The sequence below is a fragment of the Bradyrhizobium sp. 6(2017) genome, assembly GCF_011058295.2.
Taxonomy (GTDB): Bacteria; Pseudomonadota; Alphaproteobacteria; order Rhizobiales; family Xanthobacteraceae; genus Bradyrhizobium; species Bradyrhizobium septentrionale.
This window is the reverse complement of sequence record NZ_CP049289.2, coordinates 3,881,773-3,900,311: the sequence shown is the minus strand read 5'-3', so window position 1 is coordinate 3,900,311 and position 18,539 is coordinate 3,881,773. Positions and strand designations below refer to the sequence as shown.

General features: G+C 64.6%; 16 protein-coding genes. 5 read left to right on the top strand and 11 right to left on the bottom strand.

All coding sequences use genetic code 11. The features are described 5' to 3' along the window. Positions 1 to 181 precede the first annotated feature (181 nt). Together G6P99_RS18095 and G6P99_RS18090 are read left to right on the top strand one after the other, a co-directional pair. Positions 182 to 481: a hypothetical protein gene (locus tag G6P99_RS18095; protein ID WP_029080595.1), complete on the top strand. Its 300-nt coding sequence runs from the start codon at positions 182 to 184 to the stop codon at positions 479 to 481. Between the two features lie 254 nt (positions 482 to 735). Continuing rightward, the gene (locus tag G6P99_RS18090; RefSeq protein ID WP_029080596.1) at positions 736 to 1,575 is read left to right on the top strand and encodes a class I SAM-dependent methyltransferase; all 840 of its coding nucleotides are present in this window, start codon (positions 736 to 738) and stop codon (positions 1,573 to 1,575) included. 395 nt (positions 1,576 to 1,970) lie between these two features. On the opposite strand, the gene G6P99_RS18085 is transcribed toward G6P99_RS18090, so the two are convergent. From G6P99_RS18085 to G6P99_RS18035, 11 genes are all read right to left on the bottom strand, one after another. Beyond that, a complete protein-coding gene (locus G6P99_RS18085) occupies positions 1,971 to 2,276 on the bottom strand; it encodes a hypothetical protein (protein ID WP_029080597.1) in 306 nt (101 codons plus the stop codon). After that, positions 2,273 to 4,285, bottom strand: coding sequence for a hypothetical protein (locus G6P99_RS18080; protein WP_051346186.1), 2,013 nt, complete (start codon positions 4,283 to 4,285; stop codon positions 2,273 to 2,275). The genes G6P99_RS18085 and G6P99_RS18080 overlap by 4 nt, the downstream gene beginning before the upstream one ends. A 60-nt stretch (positions 4,286 to 4,345) precedes the next feature. After that, a complete protein-coding gene (locus tag G6P99_RS18075) occupies positions 4,346 to 5,365 on the bottom strand; it encodes a branched-chain amino acid ABC transporter permease (RefSeq protein ID WP_035976751.1) in 1,020 nt (339 codons plus the stop codon). Positions 5,366 to 5,370: 5 nt separating this feature from the next. Continuing rightward, positions 5,371 to 6,237, bottom strand: coding sequence for a branched-chain amino acid ABC transporter permease (locus G6P99_RS18070; protein ID WP_029080599.1), 867 nt, complete (start codon positions 6,235 to 6,237; stop codon positions 5,371 to 5,373). Positions 6,238 to 6,251: 14 nt separating this feature from the next. Continuing rightward, positions 6,252 to 6,950, bottom strand: a complete 699-nt coding sequence (locus G6P99_RS18065; protein ID WP_029080600.1) for an ABC transporter ATP-binding protein — start codon at positions 6,948 to 6,950, stop codon at positions 6,252 to 6,254. After that, positions 6,937 to 7,668 carry an ABC transporter ATP-binding protein gene (locus G6P99_RS18060; protein ID WP_165128862.1) on the bottom strand — a complete coding sequence of 244 codons (732 nt, stop codon included), beginning with the start codon at positions 7,666 to 7,668 and terminating at the stop codon, positions 6,937 to 6,939. Before G6P99_RS18060 ends, G6P99_RS18065 begins: the two co-directional genes overlap by 14 nt. A gap of 1 nt (position 7,669) precedes the next feature. Continuing rightward, complete coding sequence (locus G6P99_RS18055; protein WP_035976736.1) at positions 7,670 to 8,983, bottom strand: ABC transporter substrate-binding protein; 1,314 nt, start codon at positions 8,981 to 8,983, stop codon at positions 7,670 to 7,672. Between the two features lie 92 nt (positions 8,984 to 9,075). Next, on the bottom strand, positions 9,076 to 10,164 hold the full coding sequence (locus G6P99_RS18050) for a CobW family GTP-binding protein (protein WP_165129418.1): 1,089 nt from the start codon (positions 10,162 to 10,164) through the stop codon (positions 9,076 to 9,078). After that, positions 10,164 to 11,831, bottom strand: a complete 1,668-nt coding sequence (locus G6P99_RS18045; RefSeq protein WP_165128860.1) for an amidohydrolase — start codon at positions 11,829 to 11,831, stop codon at positions 10,164 to 10,166. Before G6P99_RS18045 ends, G6P99_RS18050 begins: the two co-directional genes overlap by 1 nt. 324 nt (positions 11,832 to 12,155) lie before the next feature. Then, positions 12,156 to 13,733, bottom strand: coding sequence for a gamma-glutamyltransferase family protein (locus G6P99_RS18040; protein ID WP_029080605.1), 1,578 nt, complete (start codon positions 13,731 to 13,733; stop codon positions 12,156 to 12,158). Positions 13,734 to 14,817: 1,084 nt separating this feature from the next. Further along, positions 14,818 to 15,492 carry a helix-turn-helix transcriptional regulator gene (locus tag G6P99_RS18035; protein WP_029080606.1) on the bottom strand — a complete coding sequence of 225 codons (675 nt, stop codon included), beginning with the start codon at positions 15,490 to 15,492 and terminating at the stop codon, positions 14,818 to 14,820. A 233-nt stretch (positions 15,493 to 15,725) separates the two neighbouring features. Here G6P99_RS18035 and G6P99_RS18030 point away from each other — a divergent pair, with 233 nt between their 5' ends. Genes G6P99_RS18030 through G6P99_RS18020 form a run of 3 tightly spaced genes read left to right on the top strand, consistent with a single transcriptional unit; the run spans position 15,726 to position 18,537 of the window. Further along, the gene (locus G6P99_RS18030; protein ID WP_165128858.1) at positions 15,726 to 16,928 is read left to right on the top strand and encodes a serine hydrolase domain-containing protein; all 1,203 of its coding nucleotides are present in this window, start codon (positions 15,726 to 15,728) and stop codon (positions 16,926 to 16,928) included. Positions 16,929 to 16,951: 23 nt separating this feature from the next. Continuing rightward, complete coding sequence (locus G6P99_RS18025; RefSeq protein ID WP_246709566.1) at positions 16,952 to 17,098, top strand: hypothetical protein; 147 nt, start codon at positions 16,952 to 16,954, stop codon at positions 17,096 to 17,098. After that, positions 17,095 to 18,537 (top strand): ABC transporter substrate-binding protein, encoded by a 1,443-nt coding sequence (locus G6P99_RS18020; protein ID WP_246709563.1) that lies wholly within the window; start codon positions 17,095 to 17,097, stop codon positions 18,535 to 18,537. Before G6P99_RS18025 ends, G6P99_RS18020 begins: the two co-directional genes overlap by 4 nt. Positions 18,538 to 18,539: the final 2 nt, after the last annotated feature.

Here is an 18,539-nt window from a genome sequence, read left to right as displayed (position 1 = left end):
GCTTCAATCCGTCGCATGCGAGCCCATCCTCCGAGATACGGCAGTGTCGCTGTCGCTTGCGAACCTGAACCAAAATCAATCGATGAAGACAAACCTTTATCGAGATTGCGTTGAGGTTTGCTCCCCAAAGGTCGCTCGATACATGCCTCTTGGTCATTTTACATTACTATGGAGGTAGTCCATGCCGATCGTGCAATTTACTCGTTTTAAAACCGACAAGCCTGACGAGATGACCCAGATTGTTAGGCGGGCGAAGAAAATCTTCGAAAAACACGGTGCTGAATTTCTTCGGCTGTCCCGTTTCCACACTGGCGCGTGGGCGGGAGAGTTACTGGTTACGACGCGCTACTCCAGTTGGGAAGTTTACGGCAAGGTGCAGGAGGCCGTGGCAAAGGACCCGGAGTTCGCGCAGGTGCAGGCCGAGGGGATGAAGATTGCCGAACTACAGGGCCGTAACATCGCTGTTGGCATCGATCTCTAGTCGGGGCGCTGCCTAACGAACGCGTTAAGCGCAGAGGCCGCCGGACATATTGCCTGCGGCCTTCTTTCCATTAGATGGATTGCACCGCGTTACTCCGCGCCTCGCCAACCAATGTCGACTCAGGGTCATTTGCGTCGGTCTGGGCGTATGCCAGCCACTTCCGGCCACCCTCGATGAGCGGACATATGCAGAGCGCCGGATTTCGTCGAAATGGGCCAGGAACGGTCATTCGCCACGAAGATGGGGGGCGGGATATGCCAATTCAGGTATCGAAGCAGCCGGACGCCTTTCGAGACTTTGAGCGAACCGGATGGAACACGGTGTCCGAGGGTTACGAAGCTGGCTTTGGTCCGCTGACCGCCCAGTCGGTTGATGTCACGCTCGATGCAGCTGGGGTCATTGGCGGATGTGACGTGCTCGATGTCTGCACGGGACACGGCGTCTTGGCCCTGGCTGCCACCGAGCGCGGCGCGAAGGTATCCGCTGTCGACTTCTCGGACGCCATGGTTGCCGCTGCCCGTCGGAACGTTCCGTCGATGGATTGCCGCCAAGGGGACGCGCAAGATCTGCCATATCCCGATAATGCATTCGATGCCGTCGTTTGCGGCTACGGCATCCTCCATGTGCCCGAACCGGACCGCGCTTTGGCGGAAATGCGTCGAGTTCTTCGTCCCGGCGGCCGCGTGGCGATCAGCGTTTGGGAACGACCCTCACCAGCCAATGGCTTCGGCCTTCTCTTGGGGACGGTGAAAGTTCACGGACGTGTTGACGTTCCCCTGCCGCACGGGCCCGATTTCTTCCAGTTCGGCGATCCGGAGGATATGAAGGCCGCGCTTGCGCAAGCGGACTTCTCCGATGTCGCTGCAACTACTGTGGTTCAGACGCTGCTGCTGAAAACTGCGACCGGATTGGTCAATCTGGTGTTGCAGGGAGGAGTAAGGATAAGGGCCCTTTTGCTTGCACAAGACAGCGCAGCTCTCTCGGCAATCAACGCCGCCGTCGCTGAAGGAATGGATCAGCTATTCCGAAAGGGGGACCGCTTCCAGGTCCCCATGCCTGCCATTCTTGGAAGTGGGACAAAGCCGCGGCAGTAATAGGTCCCATCCGATTTCCGATGGAGCAACGTTACGCCAATCGCTTGGCACGGTATTTCGTTGGGTCGATCCTGGAGAGACTTACGACCGACTACTAACCGGTCCGTGTCATTTGCGTCGATTGGGCCACGCCGTGAGGAAGTCCGGTCTGTCCCTAGCAGCAGACACCAAGCGTTGAGGTTGGACGCGATGGTCCATCTTCAACCGATTCATCCGGTTTCACCTGCCAGCTCTTGTCCACTTCACCTTGAAAGCGCACCTGATTAAATTGCGAATATCCGAATTGTCACGCAATGGCGGCTTGGTCAAAACTGGCCTAAATTTGCGCTATCACTATCCCCCTCCCTGTTGGGGAGAGGTGAAGAGCCCGAGCCCAGACCGATTTCGGGTAAGTATCATCGCGCACTGACACAGGCCATGGCGCGCTCGAACACCGCGCCATCCGCCGCGTTGCGATCAAGGCAGTCGGCCAGCGATGCCGCCGACATCCTCTGGTCGGTGCAGAAGATCCGCATGAAGTCGGCCGCGAGCGCGACCTTGCGCGGTGCGGATTGCTGTTCCCAGTCGCTGCTGCTCAGATAGAGTAAGGACGCATCGTCAGCGCTGCTTTCGGCCGCCGCACCGCGTGCGGCCGGTTGTGCCGCCAGCAACGCCAGCAGCGCGCCGGCAACCGCAGCGATGCGATGCACGCGCCCGCTCATTTCGTTCCCTTGGCCTCGACCGCCGGCGGCACGTCGAGCGCCGGATTGCGATCGAAGAAGTTGAATGGACGCAACCGGAAGCCGTGCCACAGGCCGGGCATCACGGGCCAATCCTCGGCGCGCGGCACGTGGCGGAAGCCGACCGTGTACCACAGCACGAGGTCGCGATCCTCGATCGGCCGCTTCGCCGCCGTCCATTTCGGCAGGCCATCGACCTCGGCGTTCCCGTTGGGATACATGCCCGCCGCGTAGCGCTCGTCCTTGGCATAGGCCGAGGTCCACAGCGTGTAGGCGCTGAAGCCTGCACGCAGCTGGATCGGATCGTCCTTGGCGAGCAGCGAGACGTCGGAATGCCCGGGCATCAGCTGATAGCTGGTGCGATATCCCTGTTTGTTGGTCTTGCCCGTGCTCTCGACCCTGAACTGCGCCGCATTCAACGGCATCGTGATCGGGCCTTCGGTCGCCACCGGTTTTGTTTCGACCTGCCAGAGGCTCTTGCGCTGGCCCTGCTCCAGCCGCCGGACGTTGAAGCGATCCTCCACCAGGCGGTTGCCGGTGCCGTCGACATCCATGTCGATCCGGAACGTCATGTAATGATCGTGATTGACCGCAAGCAAGCGCTCGTCAACCAGCGTTCCGTAGGCGGTATCCTGCGCGGCCGTCGGGTCGCTCAGCGTCCGGCTCGCCACGCCTTTGGTCGCATCGATGCCGTAGGCGCCGAGCCTCACGTCGATGTTGCCGGCGCGGTCGAACACATAATCCACGAGATAATCGTAGTTCCCGACCACCGGCGCCATCCGCACCACCAGCTCGTTGTTCGGCCGTACCTCGGCGGTGTTGTTGATCAACTCGCTGTGGCGCCAGATCGGATCGCCGGTCGGGCGCTCGAAGATGCAGACCGCGCCCTTGGAGACCACGGGCATGCCCTTGGTGTCCGAGATCGTCAGGTCGAGGAAATGCGCGCCTTCGGGGCAGTCGGCACCGGGCTGCAATTCGCTGGAGAGCACGCCGAAACCGTATTCGCCGATATCCATATAGGCGCGGAACGACCAGGTCTCGGCCGGATCCATGTAAGGCACGAACATCTCGCTGGCCGAGATCTGGTACGCGATGTCGCGCAAGGTGCCGTGGTCGTCGTAGCGGATCAGCGACAGCACCGCGCCCACGCGCGGCTCGAGCCGGACATGGAACGACCAGTTGTCCCAGCGCACCTGGCCGCTCTCGACTTTCACGTTGCTGCCCTGGGGCGCGGTGATTTCGATCGGCTTCGGCGGTTTGCGGTATTTTCCCGATTCGGCATAGGTGTGCGATGGCGTCTGCGGCGGTGGCGGCACCACGCCGAGATCGGTCACCGACAGCACGGTCTTGCTCTTGAGATCGACCTGGGCGAACAGGTTCTCGATCGGCTTGCCCCAGAGATTGTTGGCGGCGCCCGACGTATCGACGCAGGGAACGTTGAGCAGGCGGCGGCCTTTCATCGCGGGATCGGTCACCGGACCGACCGTCAGCGGCAGGCACAGCACGTTGCGGAAATCGGTGATGCCGCGCTTGGCCATCGCGGCGATCCAGCGCGGATCCTGCTTGGGCAGATCGCCGGCCGACATCAGCTCGTCGATCGTCAGCGCGGCCTCATGATCCCTGATCTCGTCCCAGCCGGCCAGGCTCCGCGCGGCGAGATCGATGTGCGCTTCATAGAGATGCCCCCCGCTCAGCAGCGTCGCGACGGCGCGGCGCGCGAACGGCTGTCCGGGCCGCCACGCCCGCACCTCGTCCTTGGGATCCTCGTCGATCGTCATCGAGACGACCCGCGCGGTCTCGTCGAACTTGCCGGCACCGCGGAGGATGTCGGAGATCGAGCGGATCTCGTCCGTTGTAAGACCGTCCATCGGGTGCATGGCCGCGACCTGCGGCCACATCCGGCGCTCGGCCCGCGACGGCGGCGGCGCCGCCAGCGTCACCGCAACCAGACCGGCCAATGCCCATCCGCCAACCCGCGATATCAGCGCCATTGCGCCCTCTCCTCAAAACTGGAGCCGTCAGAATACAAGCAACGGCGACGGCGTGAAGCCTTATCCGGCCACCTGCTCCGACGGCCCCTGCTCGATCGCGGCCCCGGCGGGGCGCGGCGAGGTGCGGTGCACGTCCAGCAACCGCATGCCGAAGCGGTCGCGCAGGACCGGCCAGATGCCGCGCGGGGCCACCATCATCACAACAACGGCGATGATGCCGAGCCCAACCAGATACCAGCCACCGGACAGGCCGAGCGGCCCGGTCATCAGTTCGCGCAGGCCGAAGAAGATGATGACGCCCAGGATCGGGCCTTCCAGGGTTCCGATACCGCCGATGATCACGATGAACATCATGTAGACCGACCAGTTGACGTCGAACGCCGCAAGCGGCGCGATGTACAGGTTGCCCATGAAGCTGAGCGCGCCGGCGAGCCCGCATCCCGCCGCCGACAGCACGAAGGCGACGAAGCGGTTGTGGCGTACGTCGACGCCGACGCTCATCGCGGCGAGATCATTGTCGCGCACGCTCATCAGCCCGAGCCCGAAGCTCGAGGTCATCAATTTGTACAGCGCCGCGATGGTCAGAAGCGTCAGGCCGCCCGCGAGCCAGAACATGGTCGGCTCGAACCAGTCGAAATCGATCAGCTTGCTGGTGGCGAGCGGCAGCCCCGAGGTGCCGCCGACCGCCTGCGATTTCATCGTAAAGGCGCCGATGATCTCCGCGAACACCCACATCGCGATCGAGAAATAGGCGTCGCGCAGCCGGAACAGCGGAAACGCGATGACCGCGGCGACGGCGGCGGCCACCAGCGGCGCCACCGGCAGGACCCAGACCGGCGTGACCCCGAGCCAGCCTGAGGTCAGGAACAGCGCATAGGCGCCGAAGGCGATGAACACCTGGTGGCCGAGCGACACCAGCCCGGCATAGCCCGCCAGCAGGTTCCACATCTGCGCCATGGTCAGCAGCAGCAGGCACTCGGTCGCGAGCCGCAGAAAACCCTCGTTCAGCACGAAGGGCGCACCCACGATCACCGCGATCAGAACGACGGCGCTGGCCAGCAGAATGGTCCGTGTCGGCATCGGCGTCACACCCTGCTCGACACCAGGCCCGACGGCCGGATCAGCAGCATGATAAAGAACAGCAAATGCGCGTATAGCAGCCCCGCATTCGGATCGATCTTCAACCCGATCAATTGCGCCATGCCGAGCGCGATGCCGCCAAGCAGCGCGCCCCAGAACGAGCCGAGCCCGCCGAGCACCACGACCTCGAACGCGATCAACAGCCGCTCGGCGCCCGAGAACGGCGTGAAACTCGAGCGCACCGCGAGCAGCACGCCGCCGATCGCGCCGAGCGCCAGCGACAGCCCCATCACATAATTATAGACCCGGTCGGGCCTCACGCCGGACAGCCGGACGATGTCGCGGCGGTCGGCGGTCGCGCGCACGATCCGCCCGAACTCGGTATGGCGCAGCACGAGCTGCAACGCCATGAACAGCAATGCGGCCAGCACCAGCGTCAGCAGCGGCATGATGCCGATATTGAGGCCCGCAATCTCGAGGCTGGCGCGGGAGAGTTCGCCGACCTGGAGGCTGCGCACGTCGGCGCCGAACATTTCGACCATCACATTGCGCAGGATCACCGACACGCCGAACGTCAGCAGCAACGGCGAGAGCGGATCGGGCGAGGTCACGACCCGGTTGACGATGACGGCCTGGTAGAGCCATCCGACGCCGAACGACAGCGCGATCACCGGGATCAGCATCAACAGCGGCGAGACCTGCGGAAACAGATTGGCCAGCAGCACGGCGCAGAACGCGCTCAGCACCATGAACTCGCCATGCGCGATGTTGACGACGCGCATGACGCCGAACACCAGCGCGAGGCCGATCCCGAGCAGCGCGTAGAGCCCGCCCAACAGGGCTCCATTGATCAATGTCTCAACCCAGATCATGTCGCATCAATCTTCTAGTTGCCGAAATAGGCATGCGTCAGCTGCTCAGGCTGCAACCCCTGCGCCGGGCCGGTCAGCGACACCCGCCCCTTCAACAGGCAATAGATCCGTTCCGACGCCGCCAGCGCGCGATTGACGTCCTGCTCGACCAGCACCACGGCGGTGCCCTCGCGGCGAATGTCGGCAAAGGAACGATAGATCTGCTCGACCATCACAGGCGCGAGCCCGAGCGAAATCTCGTCGCACAACAGCAGCCGCGGGTTCGACATCAGCGCGCGGCCGATCGCGGCCATCTGCTGCTGGCCGCCGGAGAGCTGGTCGGGAAACATCCGCCGCCGCTCCTCGAGGATCGGGAACAGGTCGAACACCCGCCGCAAGGTCCAGCTGCCCTTGCGCCGGTTCACCGTGCCCATCAGGAGGTTCTCCTCGATGGTCAGCGAGTCGAACAGCAGCCGGCCCTCGGGCACCATGATGAGCCCGAGCCGCGAGACGTCCTCGGCCGGCATCTGCGAGATATCGGCGCCGTCGAAATGCACCGTGCCCTTGCGCTCTTCGTTGAGCCCGACCAGCGCTTTCAGGAACGTCGATTTGCCCGCGCCGTTGGCGCCGACCAGCGCCACCGCCTCGCCGTCGGCGACGGTGAAATTCATGTCGAACACAGCCTGGAGATCGCCGTAGAAGATCTGCAGGCCGTTCACGTCAAGCAACGCCATCGGCCTTCAATCCCATGTAGATCTCGCGCACCACCGCGCTGTCCATGACGTCAGCCGGCGGTCCCTCCAGCACCTTGCGGCCGAAATCAAGCACCAGGATGCGATCTGAGACCGCGCGCAACGCGTGCGGAATGTGCTCGATCCAGATCATGGCATGATCTGTTTTGACCGACTGGATGATCGCGACAAGACGCTCGACCTCGGGCTCGGTCAGCCCGGCCGCGATCTCGTCGAGCAGGATCAGCTTCGGCTTCGAGGCCAGCGCCTTGGCAAATTCCAGCCGCTTGCGGTCGATCAGCGGCAGCGCGCCCGCAAGCTTGTCCGCCTTGGCGTCGAGCCCGGTCCGCTGCAACACCTGCATCGTCCAGTCGCAGGCTGCGTCGCCGGTGAGGCCGGCGCCATAGGACGCAGCCACCAGCGCGTTCTCATAGACCGACAGATGCGGAAACGGCTGCGGGATCTGGAACGCCCGCCCGAGCCCCATCCGCGCCCTCTGGTGCGGCGGCAGGCCGGTGATGTCAGCGCCGTCGAGCATGATTGAGCCGCCGTCGGCCGCAAGCAGGCCGACGATCAGGTTCAGCAGCGAGCTCTTGCCGGCGCCGTTCGGGCCGATCACGCCGAGGCATTCGCCGCGCGCCAACTCGAAGCTGACGCCGTCGGCGACCACGATCTCGCCAAAGCGCTTGCAGAGCCCGTTGACGCGCAGAAGCGGTGCCATCTCAGGCCAGCTTGGAGAGCAGCGCGAGATCGGCCTGCTTCGGGATGAACGGCGCCGTGCCGTTGTGCACGATCAGGAGCTCGTATTTCGACTTGCCGCCCTTGGTCTTGCGCCATTGCCCGCCCGACAGCGACGTCACCGCGACGCTCTTGATCGGGCTGTCCTTGAACTTCACCCGGCCGACCACGGTTTCCATGTCGAGGCCGGCGATCGCATCGCGCAGCGAGTTCTTGTCCTTGGGATCGCTGTTCTGCAGCGCCGCCAGCGCGACCTCCCAGAGCGCGTGGGCGTAACCGATCGGCTGGGTCCATTGCTTGCCGGTGGTCTTCTCCCACTCCGCGGCGAGATCGCCGGCGCTCTGCCCGGTCAGCGACGACTTGAACGGATAGGCCGGCGTCCACCACACTTCGGTCGACATGCCGTCGCCGCGATCGCCGAGCGCATTCACCGCGCTCGGGAACAAAAATGCCGCCGCCACCGTGCAGATCTGCGGCTTGAAGCCGGCCTGGGCCGCCTGATTCCACAGCGTCACCCAGTGATTGCCGTAGGTGAAGCCGGAGACGATATCGACGCCGTTGTTCTTGAACGCCGAGACCTGATTGGTGAAGTCGTCGGTCGCGATCTGGAATTTGCCGGCAGAGAATTCCTGATAGCCGGCCTGCGCGATGCCGCCGGGCAATCCGACCTTCGGATCGGAGAACGCCTGTCCGGCCGGATTGTCGATATAGAGCGTGCCGACCTTCTTGTTGGTGTCGACCGATTGCCACATGCCGAGGAAATTCTTGACGACGTCGTCAGCGCCCCAGAAGAAATGGAAGCTGTAGGGGAAGCCCTTGTCCGGCGTCGACTTGCGCGGGAACATCCAGCCCTGCCACGGCACCATGGTCGAGATCGACGGGATCGACCGGGCGTCCGACAGCTCCTGCACCGGCGCCTGGGCGTCGCCGTCCTCGACCAGGATGAGGTCGCATTTTTCGCGCAGCACCAGCTCGCTCGCGACCACCGACGAGCGGTTCGGATCGGACTGGTTGTCCTTGAACACGAATTCGATCTGGTAGGTCTTGCCGCCGATCTTCAGGCCGTCCTTGACGCGCGCCTTGATCCGCTCGTGGATCCAGGTGTCGGGCTCTGCAAATGGCGCGCGGACGCCGGACAGGCATCCGACCCACCCGATCTTGATCGTATTGCTCGCGGCGCGCGCGATGTTGACCAGCGGCACGTTCATGGCGGAGGCAAGTCCGGTGGCGCCGGCCGCCTTCAACAGTGTCCGCCGGTTGAGCCGGCCGGACGAGTTCGTCTTTGAATTCTCGGTCATGTCCCTCTCCCTGAAACAAACTCTGAAGCAAGCGGGCTTTCTTTGAGCATGATCTTTTCGGAAAACCGCTTCACACTTTTCCGGATCATGCTCTAGGCCGCCGATCGCTGGATCGCCGCGCGGCTCACGGATGCGAATTTGCACAATGTGTTTTCGATGATCTGGCGCGGGATGCCGTGCACGATGAAGACCAGCCGCGAGCGCCGGTCCGTTGATGGCCAGCCAGCAAGCGTGATCGGCGGATGGAAGACGTGCTGCACGCCATGCACCACAACAGGCGCATCGGGCTGTTCGGCGACATGCACGATCGCCTTGAAGCGCAGCAGGTCCTCGCCTTTGAGCGCCGCGACGTAATCGAGCCAGCGCGCGAACGCGTCGCGCTGGATCGGCTCGTCGATAACAAGGCTGTAGGACGACACGCCTGCATCGTGCGCGTGGTGGCTATGGTGGCCGCATTCATCGCCGTCGCAAAGGTGATCGGCATGGTCGCGCGGCGCGTTCGCCGCCTGCGAGGCCAGATCGAACCAGCGCACGACATCGGCCGACCGGGCCGACGGATCGAACAGCCCGGCATCGAGGACTCTTGCCGGATCGACCATCCCGTTCCGGACGCAATGGCGCGCCGCTACCGGGTTGATCGCCGCGATCAGCGCATCGAGCCGCGCCAGCGCATCATCGGCAGCGAGATCGGTCTTGGTGACCAGCAGCCGGTCGGCAACCGCGATCTGCCTGACGGCCTCGCTGTGCGACCCGAGCGTGTGCGCGCCATTGACCGCATCGATGGTCGCGACCACCCCGTCGATCCGGTAGTGGCCAATGACATCTGGCGCCGTCATCAGCGTGTGCAACACGGGCACGGGATCGGCGAGCCCGGTGGTCTCGACCAGCACGCGGTGGAACGACGGGATGGTGCCGGCGGCGCGGCGGGCAGCGAGATCGGCCAGCGTCTCGATCAGATCCTCGCGCACCGAACAGCAGATGCAGCCATTGTCGAGCAGCGCCAGGCGATCCTCGCTGCTCTCGACCAGCAGATGATCGAGCGCCACCTCGCCGAACTCGTTGATGATGGCGACGACGCCATTGAGCTCCGGCTGGCGCAGCAAATGGTTCAGCACCGTGGTCTTGCCGCTGCCGAGGAAGCCGGTCAGCACCGTGACCGGGATTTGATCCACAGCAATCATCACGCACCCCGCTCATAGACCTTGCGGCCCTCGAAGACGGTCATCTCGACCCGCGTATCGGCGAGCTGGTCCGGCGGGATGTCGAAGATCATCTGGTCGAGCACGATCAGGTCGGCGGATTTGCCCACCTCGATCGAGCCGATCGACTGGCCGAGCCCGGCCGCGCGCGCGGCGTCGATGGTGTAGATGTCGATCACGGTGGCGAGATCGAGCGCCTGCTCGGCCCACAGCGACTTGCCGGGAAAATCCCCAGTCGGATTCTGCCGGGTCACCATGCCTTCGATGCCCTGCCAGGGATCGGGGATCGGGATCACCGGCCAGTCCGAGCCGCCGGCCATCAGCGCCCCGGCCTGCTTCAAATCCTTGTTCGGCCAGAAGCGCTGCGCACGCTCCTCGCCCATCGCGGCCTTGTGCGCCTCGAGGAAGATAGTCGGATACCAGATGATCGGCGACAGATCGGCGGCGACGCCGAGCTCGGCGAAGCGCGGGATGTCGTCGGGCGCGATGTAGCTCGCATGCGCGATCTGGTGCACCAGATGGGTCGCCCCGTTGAAGCTGCGCACGACGTCGGTGGCATCGAGCGCCTGCGTCACCGCGGCATCGCCAGCGCAGTGGATCTTTGCGGCGAGCCCCAGCTTCTCGCAGCGCCCGAGCCAGCGGATCAGGTCCGGCACCGTCAGCATGGTCGATCCACGGAAGCAGCAGCCGCGTACAGGATCGGCCACATAAGGCTCGTGGAAGGCGGCAGTCTTGGCACCGGGCACGCCGTCGAGGAACACCTTCACGTAGTCCGGCTTCACATGCGCGCCGCGATATTGTTCGCGCAGCGCAAACAGCTCCTCGCCGGCCTTGCCGAACATGAAGCCCGGCTCGACCACCGGCATCGCGCAGACCGCCCAGGCGGTGAGCTCGCCGCGGTCGTCGAGCCCCTTCAGCGCCGCCATGATCGGCTGCATGCTGGCGGCGTCGATGAAGGCGGTGACGCCATAGGTGTTGAGAACCCCGATCGAGCGCGCCACCGCCGCGCGGTCCATCTCGGCGGTGTAGTGCCCGGAGGCGGCGAGCGCCCGCTCCACCAGGCCCGAGGCGGCCTCGATCATGATCCCGGTGAGCGTCCCGCTCTTGAGGTCACGGCCGATCTCGCCGTCGGTCGGGTTGGGGGAATCGGCCTGCACGCCGGCAAGCCGCAGCGCCGCGGAGCTCGCCCAGCGATTGTGATAGCTGTCGTCACGCAGCACGACGGGATGCCCGAGGCATGCCGCATCCAGCAGCGCGCAGGACTCCGCGGTGTTCATCTCGTTCAGCAGATTGTTGCCGAACTGGCCGCCGACGATCCAGGCGCCCGGCGCCGCCGCCGACGCCGCCTTGTGCAAGGTCTCGGCGATCCTTGGAATGCTGTCGGCGGAGGAGAAGCGCAGCTCGTAGAGATCGGCGTGCCCGCCCATCATGATGTGATTGTGGATGTCGATGATTCCCGGCATCGCCATCCGGCCGCGGAGATCGACCGTCGCGGTCCCCTCGCCGACCAGCGCCGCGACATCGCGTTCCTCGCCCACGGCAATGAACCGGCCAGCCCTGACCGCCGCGCACGTCGCCCAAGGCTGCTGGCGGTTCGACGTGTAAATCCGGCCGTTGCGGAAGACCGTGTCGGCGAATGTCCTGCTCATACGGATCAACTTCTCGGTTGGGAAAGCCTGGAGCGATCAGCCTTTCGCCGCGCGGTGCAGAGGGCTGAACCGCGCACGACGCCGGCATGATGGCCAAAGGTTCGGCATGTCGGCGTCTGGAACAATCCACCGTCCGGTGGATGCTCCGTCGCCTGCCGCAATGCGGGCACGCGGCCCGGCGCAGGATGACGGTCATGGGACGCATCGTTCCATCCACGTCATTGCGAGCGAAGCGAAGCAATCCATCGCTCCGCAAGCGGAGAAATGGATTGCTTCGTCGCTATCGCTCCTCGCAATGACGGCTGTGAAAAGCCTCACAGCCTCTCAATAGCCCAGCGCCAGCCCGTCCTTGCGGTGGTCGGAGGCACCGAACAGAACGCCCCTGGCATGGTCGATGCGGATCGCCTGGCAGCCGCCGATCGGCTCCTCGGAGAAACGCGCATCGTGGCCGCGGGCGCGCAGCTCGTCGCGGATCGCAGGCGATATCGTTGTCTCGAGCGACAGCACGCCGTCGAAGGCAAAGGAGCGCGGCGCCTCGGCCGCCGCCTGGATGTCCATCTTCATGTCAAAAATGTTCAACAGCAGATTGGCATGGCCCGCCGCCTGGTAATGCCCGCCCATCACGCCGAACGACATCACGGTCTTGCCGTCCTTGCGGAGCAGGCCGGGGATGATCGTGTGCATCGGCCGCTTGCGCGGCGCGAGCGAATTGAGGTGTCCGGGTTTGGCGCGAAAGCTCCAGCCGCGGTTGTGCAGCAGGACGCCCGACTTCGGCGCGTAGATGCCGCTGCCGAATGGATAGAACAGCGAGTTGATCAGCGAGATGGCGTTGAGATCGCGGTCGACCACCGTGACATAGACGGTGTCGCGGTGCTCGATGTCATCCCAGGTGGCCGGCGCCGAGGCATGGCGCATGTCGATCTTGCTGCGGATCGCCCCGATGTAATCTTCAGCAAGAAATGCAGCCGGATCGACGTTGCTGACGGCGGGGTCGCAGAAGAAGGCGTCGCGCGCCCGGTAGGCGGCCTTGGTGGCTTCAGCGAGCAGATGGATGCAATCGGCCTGCGCCAGTGCTGTGACGTCGAAGCCCGCGAGCGTCCGCAGGATCATCAGCGCCGCGAGCCCCTGCCCGTTCGGCGGACACTCGACCACGTCGTGATCGTGATAGCGCGCCGAGATCGGGCGCACATAGTCCGAGGTCTGTGCAACAAAATCCGCAGTGCTGTGCGCCCCGCCGAGCCTGCGCAAGATGCCGGCCATCTCGTCGGCGGCCTCGCACGCGTAGAAGGCGTCGCGTCCGTGTTGCGCGATCCGGCGCAGGGTAAGGCCGAGCGCCGGTTGCGTACGGATGTCGCCAACCTCCGGTGCCCTACCGCCGGGAAGAAACTGCGCCGCCGCATTGGCGTCGATCTCGATCCGGGCCCGGAAGCGGCGCCAGTCCTCGGCGACGCGCGGCGTCACGCAAAAGCCCTGCTCGGCGGCTGTGATCGCCGGCCGGAAGATTTCTTCCAGTGACCTGCTGCCGTGGTCGGCGACCAGCCGGCACCATGCATCGATCGCGCCAGGTATCGTCACCGCCTCCGGCGCGGTCGGCGGAATGTCGCGCGCACCGCCCGTGGCAAATTTCTCTGCATCGGTACCAGCAGGCGTGCGGCCCGAGCCGTTCAGCGCGATCGGCTCGCCATCCCCAGGCGAATACAGCGCAAAGCAATCGCCGCCGATGCCGGTCATCTGCGGCTCGACCACGCCCTGCACTGCCACCGCAGCGACCGCGGCATCGACGGCGTTGCCGCCGGCCTTCAGCATCTCGACCGCGGCAAGCGTCGCCTGCGGGTGCGAGGTTGCGGCCATGCCACGCTCGGCAACCGCCACCGAGCGACCGATGGCCATGAAATCACGCATGTCGAATCCTCTGACGCTACGAGCGGCAGCCGCTCGCCAACATTGTCGAAAACGACACCGGTCCTTCGGAAACTTTCGGCCTGCGCGGGCGGGTGCAGCAATCAACCGTACGGTGGATCGGGTGACGCGGACGAGGCCGACCCGCCGTTGCATGCTTGCCGCTTGCGACGGACAAGTCAGCTGATCGAATGGGCGGAGCGACTTGTCCATCCCTTTTATCGGCGCGGTGAGATGATGGGTTTCGCTGCGCTCTACCCATTCTACGACGCGCTTCATGATGGCAACCGGTGTTGCCAATTCGACACGACGGGCAACTCAGCAAAACCGGTCAATCACCGCATTCGAAAATATTTCGGTTTATCGGCAGACCCAACGCGGTGTATAGATTTGCCCGTCTCACCCGATCGAGGGGCGCTTCGCGATCGTCACGAACGCGGTGTGAGATGCGGTGGACGCCGAGCGTGGAGCTGACGAGAGCACGCGAAGCGGACGGTGAAGTCGTGTGGTCCTGACGCCCTAGTGGCCGGTGTCCCCTTGTAAGACGCAATTGCGTCTTGCGAAGGCGGTGACAAACAAGCCAAGTCTCGCCGGGGAGAGCACGAAATAAGCCGTAAGCCATCGCGCAGGGAAAGCCGGATTGCTCCGGTTACACCTGTGGTCCTACCCCCGAGCTTTCTACCTTTTGCTCGGGGCCCATGGGTGCGATCGGCACCCGGCTTTCCCTGCGCCCTCTTCAAGAGAGGGCGGAACGAAGAGCAAAGCTCGGACAAATCATGTCGCGAGAATGCGGAAGTTTGTCTCACAAGCGGCGCCACGAACTCAGCGTCGTCCCGGCGCAGGCCGGGACCCATAACCACAAATGCCGATCGTTATGCACCGCTCGAACGACGAGACCCGTTCACAACACCCGCTGCGGCGTATGGGTCCCGGCCTGCGCCGGGACGACGGCGGACGGGGCGCCACCAAATGTCAACGACAGGCAGCGTTGCTCTGGAACAGCTCGATGCGAATTTCATCCCGCCATACTGAACATGCCGGACTCCGCGCCCAATTCGAAACGCGACCGCGACCGTCACAGCCCGCCTCAGTGCGGCCGCGACATCAGCGCGACGACGGCCGAGCGCGTCTCGACGCCGAGCTTCTCGAAGATGTGGATCAGGTGCGTCTTCACCGTCGCAAGACCAATGCTCAGGCACTCGCCGATCTCGCGGTTGGTCCGGCCGCAACACAACAGCTCGACGACCTCCATCTCGCGCGAGGTCAGTCCGTAGCGCGGCGGCTCGTCGGCATTCGACGACAGCCGGCTGGTCAGGTTGAACTCGAGATAGTCGTGGATCTTCTCCGCGATGTGCATGCTGCCGTCCGGAATGGCGCAGCCCGGCGCCCAGAGCACGCTCATTCCGGCCACGATCCGGTCGTTGCGGCGGAAGAAGAATTCGATCATGTCGGCGACGCCGCATTGGCCGGCGAAGGCGCGGTAGGTCGCCGCCTCCTGGGTGGCGCATTGGTCGAGGGCTGTGCTCAGCCGCGCAATCGGCCGATTGCTCGCGGAACGCGGATGCAGCGGATCGAGCCGGTTCATGCCGGCAAGGTACCGGTCGTGAAAGCTCGGCGGTACGTTGCTGCTGAGCACGAAGCGGTTGAGGGTCAGGTTGCCGTCGACCTCGTAGAAGGCGGTCGCGGACCCCTCGAGAATGCCGCGCGCGAACTGAATGGCCTGCGTGGTCGCCGGATCCGGTCGGCCCAGAAGCGCGATCATGACCTACCTCCCGATGTTTCCCGATGGCGGACGTCTGCGCGTCGCGTGCTCGGCACGCTGGGACAGACGCAGGGCTTAGTCAAGCAATTTGCGGGCCAAGCCCGCGCCACGCACATCCTTGAAACGGTTACACCGGGGTAACCCGGCGGCCACCTCCACCATCCGGTTGATTGCGAGCGGCGCGGCGCATGCGGAACTTTCGTGAAACTTCCAATGGCATTGCTGGATCAAGAATGAATTCACGTCGCATCATGGCCGCCTTCCCCGCGGCGGCCGACGAACAAGTCACGCTGGCCAATTGGCGTCAGCATCCCTACAGCGAATGGGCGTTCCGCAACGTGCGCGAGCTCTTGCCGACCGCGAACATCGCGCGCGCCTCCGCACTGGCGCCGCTCTCCTTTGCGCCGCGCCATCTCGACGACGTCAGCTTCGCAAACCCGCGCGGCGAGACGGTCGGCGTCGGCCAGGCGCTGCGCGCGAGCCACACCGACGGCATCGTGGTGTCGCATCGCGGCGAGATCGCCTTCGAATGGTATGCCCACGGCCTGACGCCCGACACCCCGCATTTGATCTTTTCGGTCAGCAAGTCGGTCGCCGGCACACTTGGCGGCATCCTGGCCGACCGCGGCAAGCTCGACCCCGACTCGCCGGTGACGCGCTACATCCCGGAGATGGAGGGATCGGTCTATGGCGACGGCTGCACGGTGCGGCATCTGCTCGACATGAGCGTCGGCATCCGCTTCGACGAGGACTACATGGCGCGCGACGGCGACGTCATCAATTACCGCCGCTCGACCGGCTGGGAGCCGCCGGATCCGGCCATTCCGCCGAGCAACCTGCGCGACTATCTGCGCACGCTGCGGCCGAACGGCACGCCGCACGGCCAGACCTTCCACTACGTCTCGACCAACACCGACGTGCTCGGCTGGGTCTATGAGCGCGCCTGCGGCCTGTCCTATGCGAAAATCCTTTCGCACTATCTGTGGCAGCCGATGGGCGCCGAGCACGACGCCTACATCACGGTCGATTCCCGCGGCGCGGCGCGCGTCGCCGGCGGCGTCTGCGCGACTCTGCGCGATCTTGCGCGCTTCGGCGAGATGATGCGCAATCACGGCATCAGTAACGGCCGACAGGTCGTGCCTAGCTGGTGGATCGACGACATCAGGCACAACGGCAATGCCGAGGCGTGGTCGCGCGGCGACCTGACAAAGGTGTTTCCAAACGGCAACTACCGCAACAAGTGGTACACGCTCGACCGGCGCGAAGCCCCGTTTGCCGCAGTCGGCATCCACGGCCAGTGGATCTACATCGATCCGGTCAATGAAACCGTGATCGCGCGCGTCTCCTCGCAGCCGCTGCCGATGGATCTCGATCTCGATCACATGTGGATGCGCGGCTACCGCGCGATCGCAGCCAGGCTCAGCGGCCAGGCCTGACAGGTTTGCGACAGGGGGACATCATGGGACCATCGATCAACCGGCGCACCCTCTTGCAGATCGGCGCCGGCGCGAGCCTCGGCATTGCGATGCCGCGCATCGCGCGGGCCAGCTCGAAGACCATTACTGCGGTGATGCACGCGCCCTGCGCGCCACCGATCCGATCATGACGACCGCGTGGACGGCGCGCAACCACGGCTACATGATCTACGACACGCTGTTCTCGACCAACTCGAAATTCGAGATCCAGCCGCAGATGGTCGAGGCCTGGGAGGTCTCGGCAGACAATCTGACCTACACGTTCCGTCTGCGCCCCGGCCTCAAATTCCATGACGGCAGCGCCGTGACGTCGGCCGACGTGATCCCCTCACTGCAGCGCTGGGCGAGGCGCGACACGATGGGCCAAAAGCTGTTCGAATTCATCGCCGAACTGAAGGCCGCCGACGAGCGGACATTCCGCATGGTGCTGAAGGAGCCCTGCGGCTTCGTACTGGCGGCGCTCGGCAAGCCAACCGCCAACGTGCCCTTCATCGTGCCGGCGCGGATTGCCGCAACGCCCGCCGACCAGGCCATCACGGATCATCTCGGCTCCGGGCCATTCCGCTTCGTGACGGCGGAATTCCAGCCTGGCGTCAAGGCCGCCTACGAGAAGAATCCCGACTACATTTCGCGCGACGAGCCATCTGACGGGACCGGCGGCAAGGTCGTGAAGATCGGCCGCTACGAATGGATCAGCGTGCCGGACTTCCAGATCGCGACCAACGCGCTGATGAACGACGAGATCGATTACTTCGAAGTTCCGCCACACGACCATCATGCGATGCTGGCGCGCGCCGCGAATGTCGAGCTGACCGATTACAACACGCTTGGTTTTTCAGGCATGTGCCGAATGAACTGGCTGGTGCCGCCGTTCGACCGGCCGGAGATCCGCCAGGCGGTGCTGCACGCCGTGAACCAGAAGGACTGGCTCGACACCCAGATCGGCAATCCCGACTATTACAAGATCACGCCCGCAATCTTCATCGCCGGCACGCCGTTCGAAAGCGCGGTCGGCTGGTCGACCAAAGCCGATACGGCCAAGGCGAAGGAGCTGCTGAAGCAAGGCGGCTACAAGGGCGAGCCGATCACGATCCTGCACGCCACCGATGCGCCGATCATCACCGCGCTCGGCACGGTCACCGCCGAAGCGCTGCGCGCGATCGGTATGAACGTCAACCTGCTCGCGATGGACTGGGGTTCGGTGGTGGCGCGGCGCGCCAAGCAGTCGATGCCGGCTGAGGGCGGCTGGTCGCTCTACCACTCGACCTGGGCCAGCGCCGATCTGATCAATCCGATCGGCAATGCCTGCGTCAACGGCAAGGGCAAGAACGGCGGCTTCTTCGGCTGGGTCGAGGATGCCGAGCTCGAGCGGCTGCGCGACGGCTTTGCCCGCACCGCGGCGCCGCCGGACCAGAAGGCGCTGGCCGACAATATCCAGGCGCGCGCCTATGAGGTGGTCACCCACGTGCCGACCGGTCAGTACAATCAGCCGGCTGCGACGCGGAAGGCGCTGAAGGACATCGTCCGCGCGCCGGTGCCGTTGTTCTGGAACGTCGACAAGACCGGTTGACG

Excerpts from the sequence above, each read along its gene's own strand:
- G6P99_RS18060 (WP_165128862.1), bottom strand. The coding sequence starts at position 7,668 with ATGGCACCGCTTCTGCGCGTCAACGGGCTCTGCAAGCGCTTTGGCGAG.
- G6P99_RS18040 (WP_029080605.1), bottom strand. The coding sequence starts at position 13,733 with ATGCGTGATTTCATGGCCATCGGTCGCTCGGTGGCGGTTGCCGAGCGT.
- G6P99_RS18085 (WP_029080597.1), bottom strand. The coding sequence starts at position 2,276 with ATGAGCGGGCGCGTGCATCGCATCGCTGCGGTTGCCGGCGCGCTGCTG.
- G6P99_RS18070 (WP_029080599.1), bottom strand. The coding sequence starts at position 6,237 with ATGATCTGGGTTGAGACATTGATCAATGGAGCCCTGTTGGGCGGGCTC.
- G6P99_RS18065 (WP_029080600.1), bottom strand. The coding sequence starts at position 6,950 with ATGGCGTTGCTTGACGTGAACGGCCTGCAGATCTTCTACGGCGATCTC.
- G6P99_RS18045 (WP_165128860.1), bottom strand. The coding sequence starts at position 11,831 with ATGAGCAGGACATTCGCCGACACGGTCTTCCGCAACGGCCGGATTTAC.
- G6P99_RS18055 (WP_035976736.1), bottom strand. The coding sequence starts at position 8,983 with ATGACCGAGAATTCAAAGACGAACTCGTCCGGCCGGCTCAACCGGCGG.
- G6P99_RS18025 (WP_246709566.1), top strand. The coding sequence starts at position 16,952 with ATGGGACCATCGATCAACCGGCGCACCCTCTTGCAGATCGGCGCCGGC.
- G6P99_RS18050 (WP_165129418.1), bottom strand. The coding sequence starts at position 10,164 with ATGATTGCTGTGGATCAAATCCCGGTCACGGTGCTGACCGGCTTCCTC.
- G6P99_RS18035 (WP_029080606.1), bottom strand. The coding sequence starts at position 15,492 with ATGATCGCGCTTCTGGGCCGACCGGATCCGGCGACCACGCAGGCCATT.
- G6P99_RS18080 (WP_051346186.1), bottom strand. The coding sequence starts at position 4,285 with ATGGCGCTGATATCGCGGGTTGGCGGATGGGCATTGGCCGGTCTGGTT.
- G6P99_RS18020 (WP_246709563.1), top strand. The coding sequence starts at position 17,095 with ATGACGACCGCGTGGACGGCGCGCAACCACGGCTACATGATCTACGAC.
- G6P99_RS18090 (WP_029080596.1), top strand. The coding sequence starts at position 736 with ATGCCAATTCAGGTATCGAAGCAGCCGGACGCCTTTCGAGACTTTGAG.
- G6P99_RS18030 (WP_165128858.1), top strand. The coding sequence starts at position 15,726 with ATGAATTCACGTCGCATCATGGCCGCCTTCCCCGCGGCGGCCGACGAA.
- G6P99_RS18075 (WP_035976751.1), bottom strand. The coding sequence starts at position 5,365 with ATGCCGACACGGACCATTCTGCTGGCCAGCGCCGTCGTTCTGATCGCG.
- G6P99_RS18095 (WP_029080595.1), top strand. The coding sequence starts at position 182 with ATGCCGATCGTGCAATTTACTCGTTTTAAAACCGACAAGCCTGACGAG.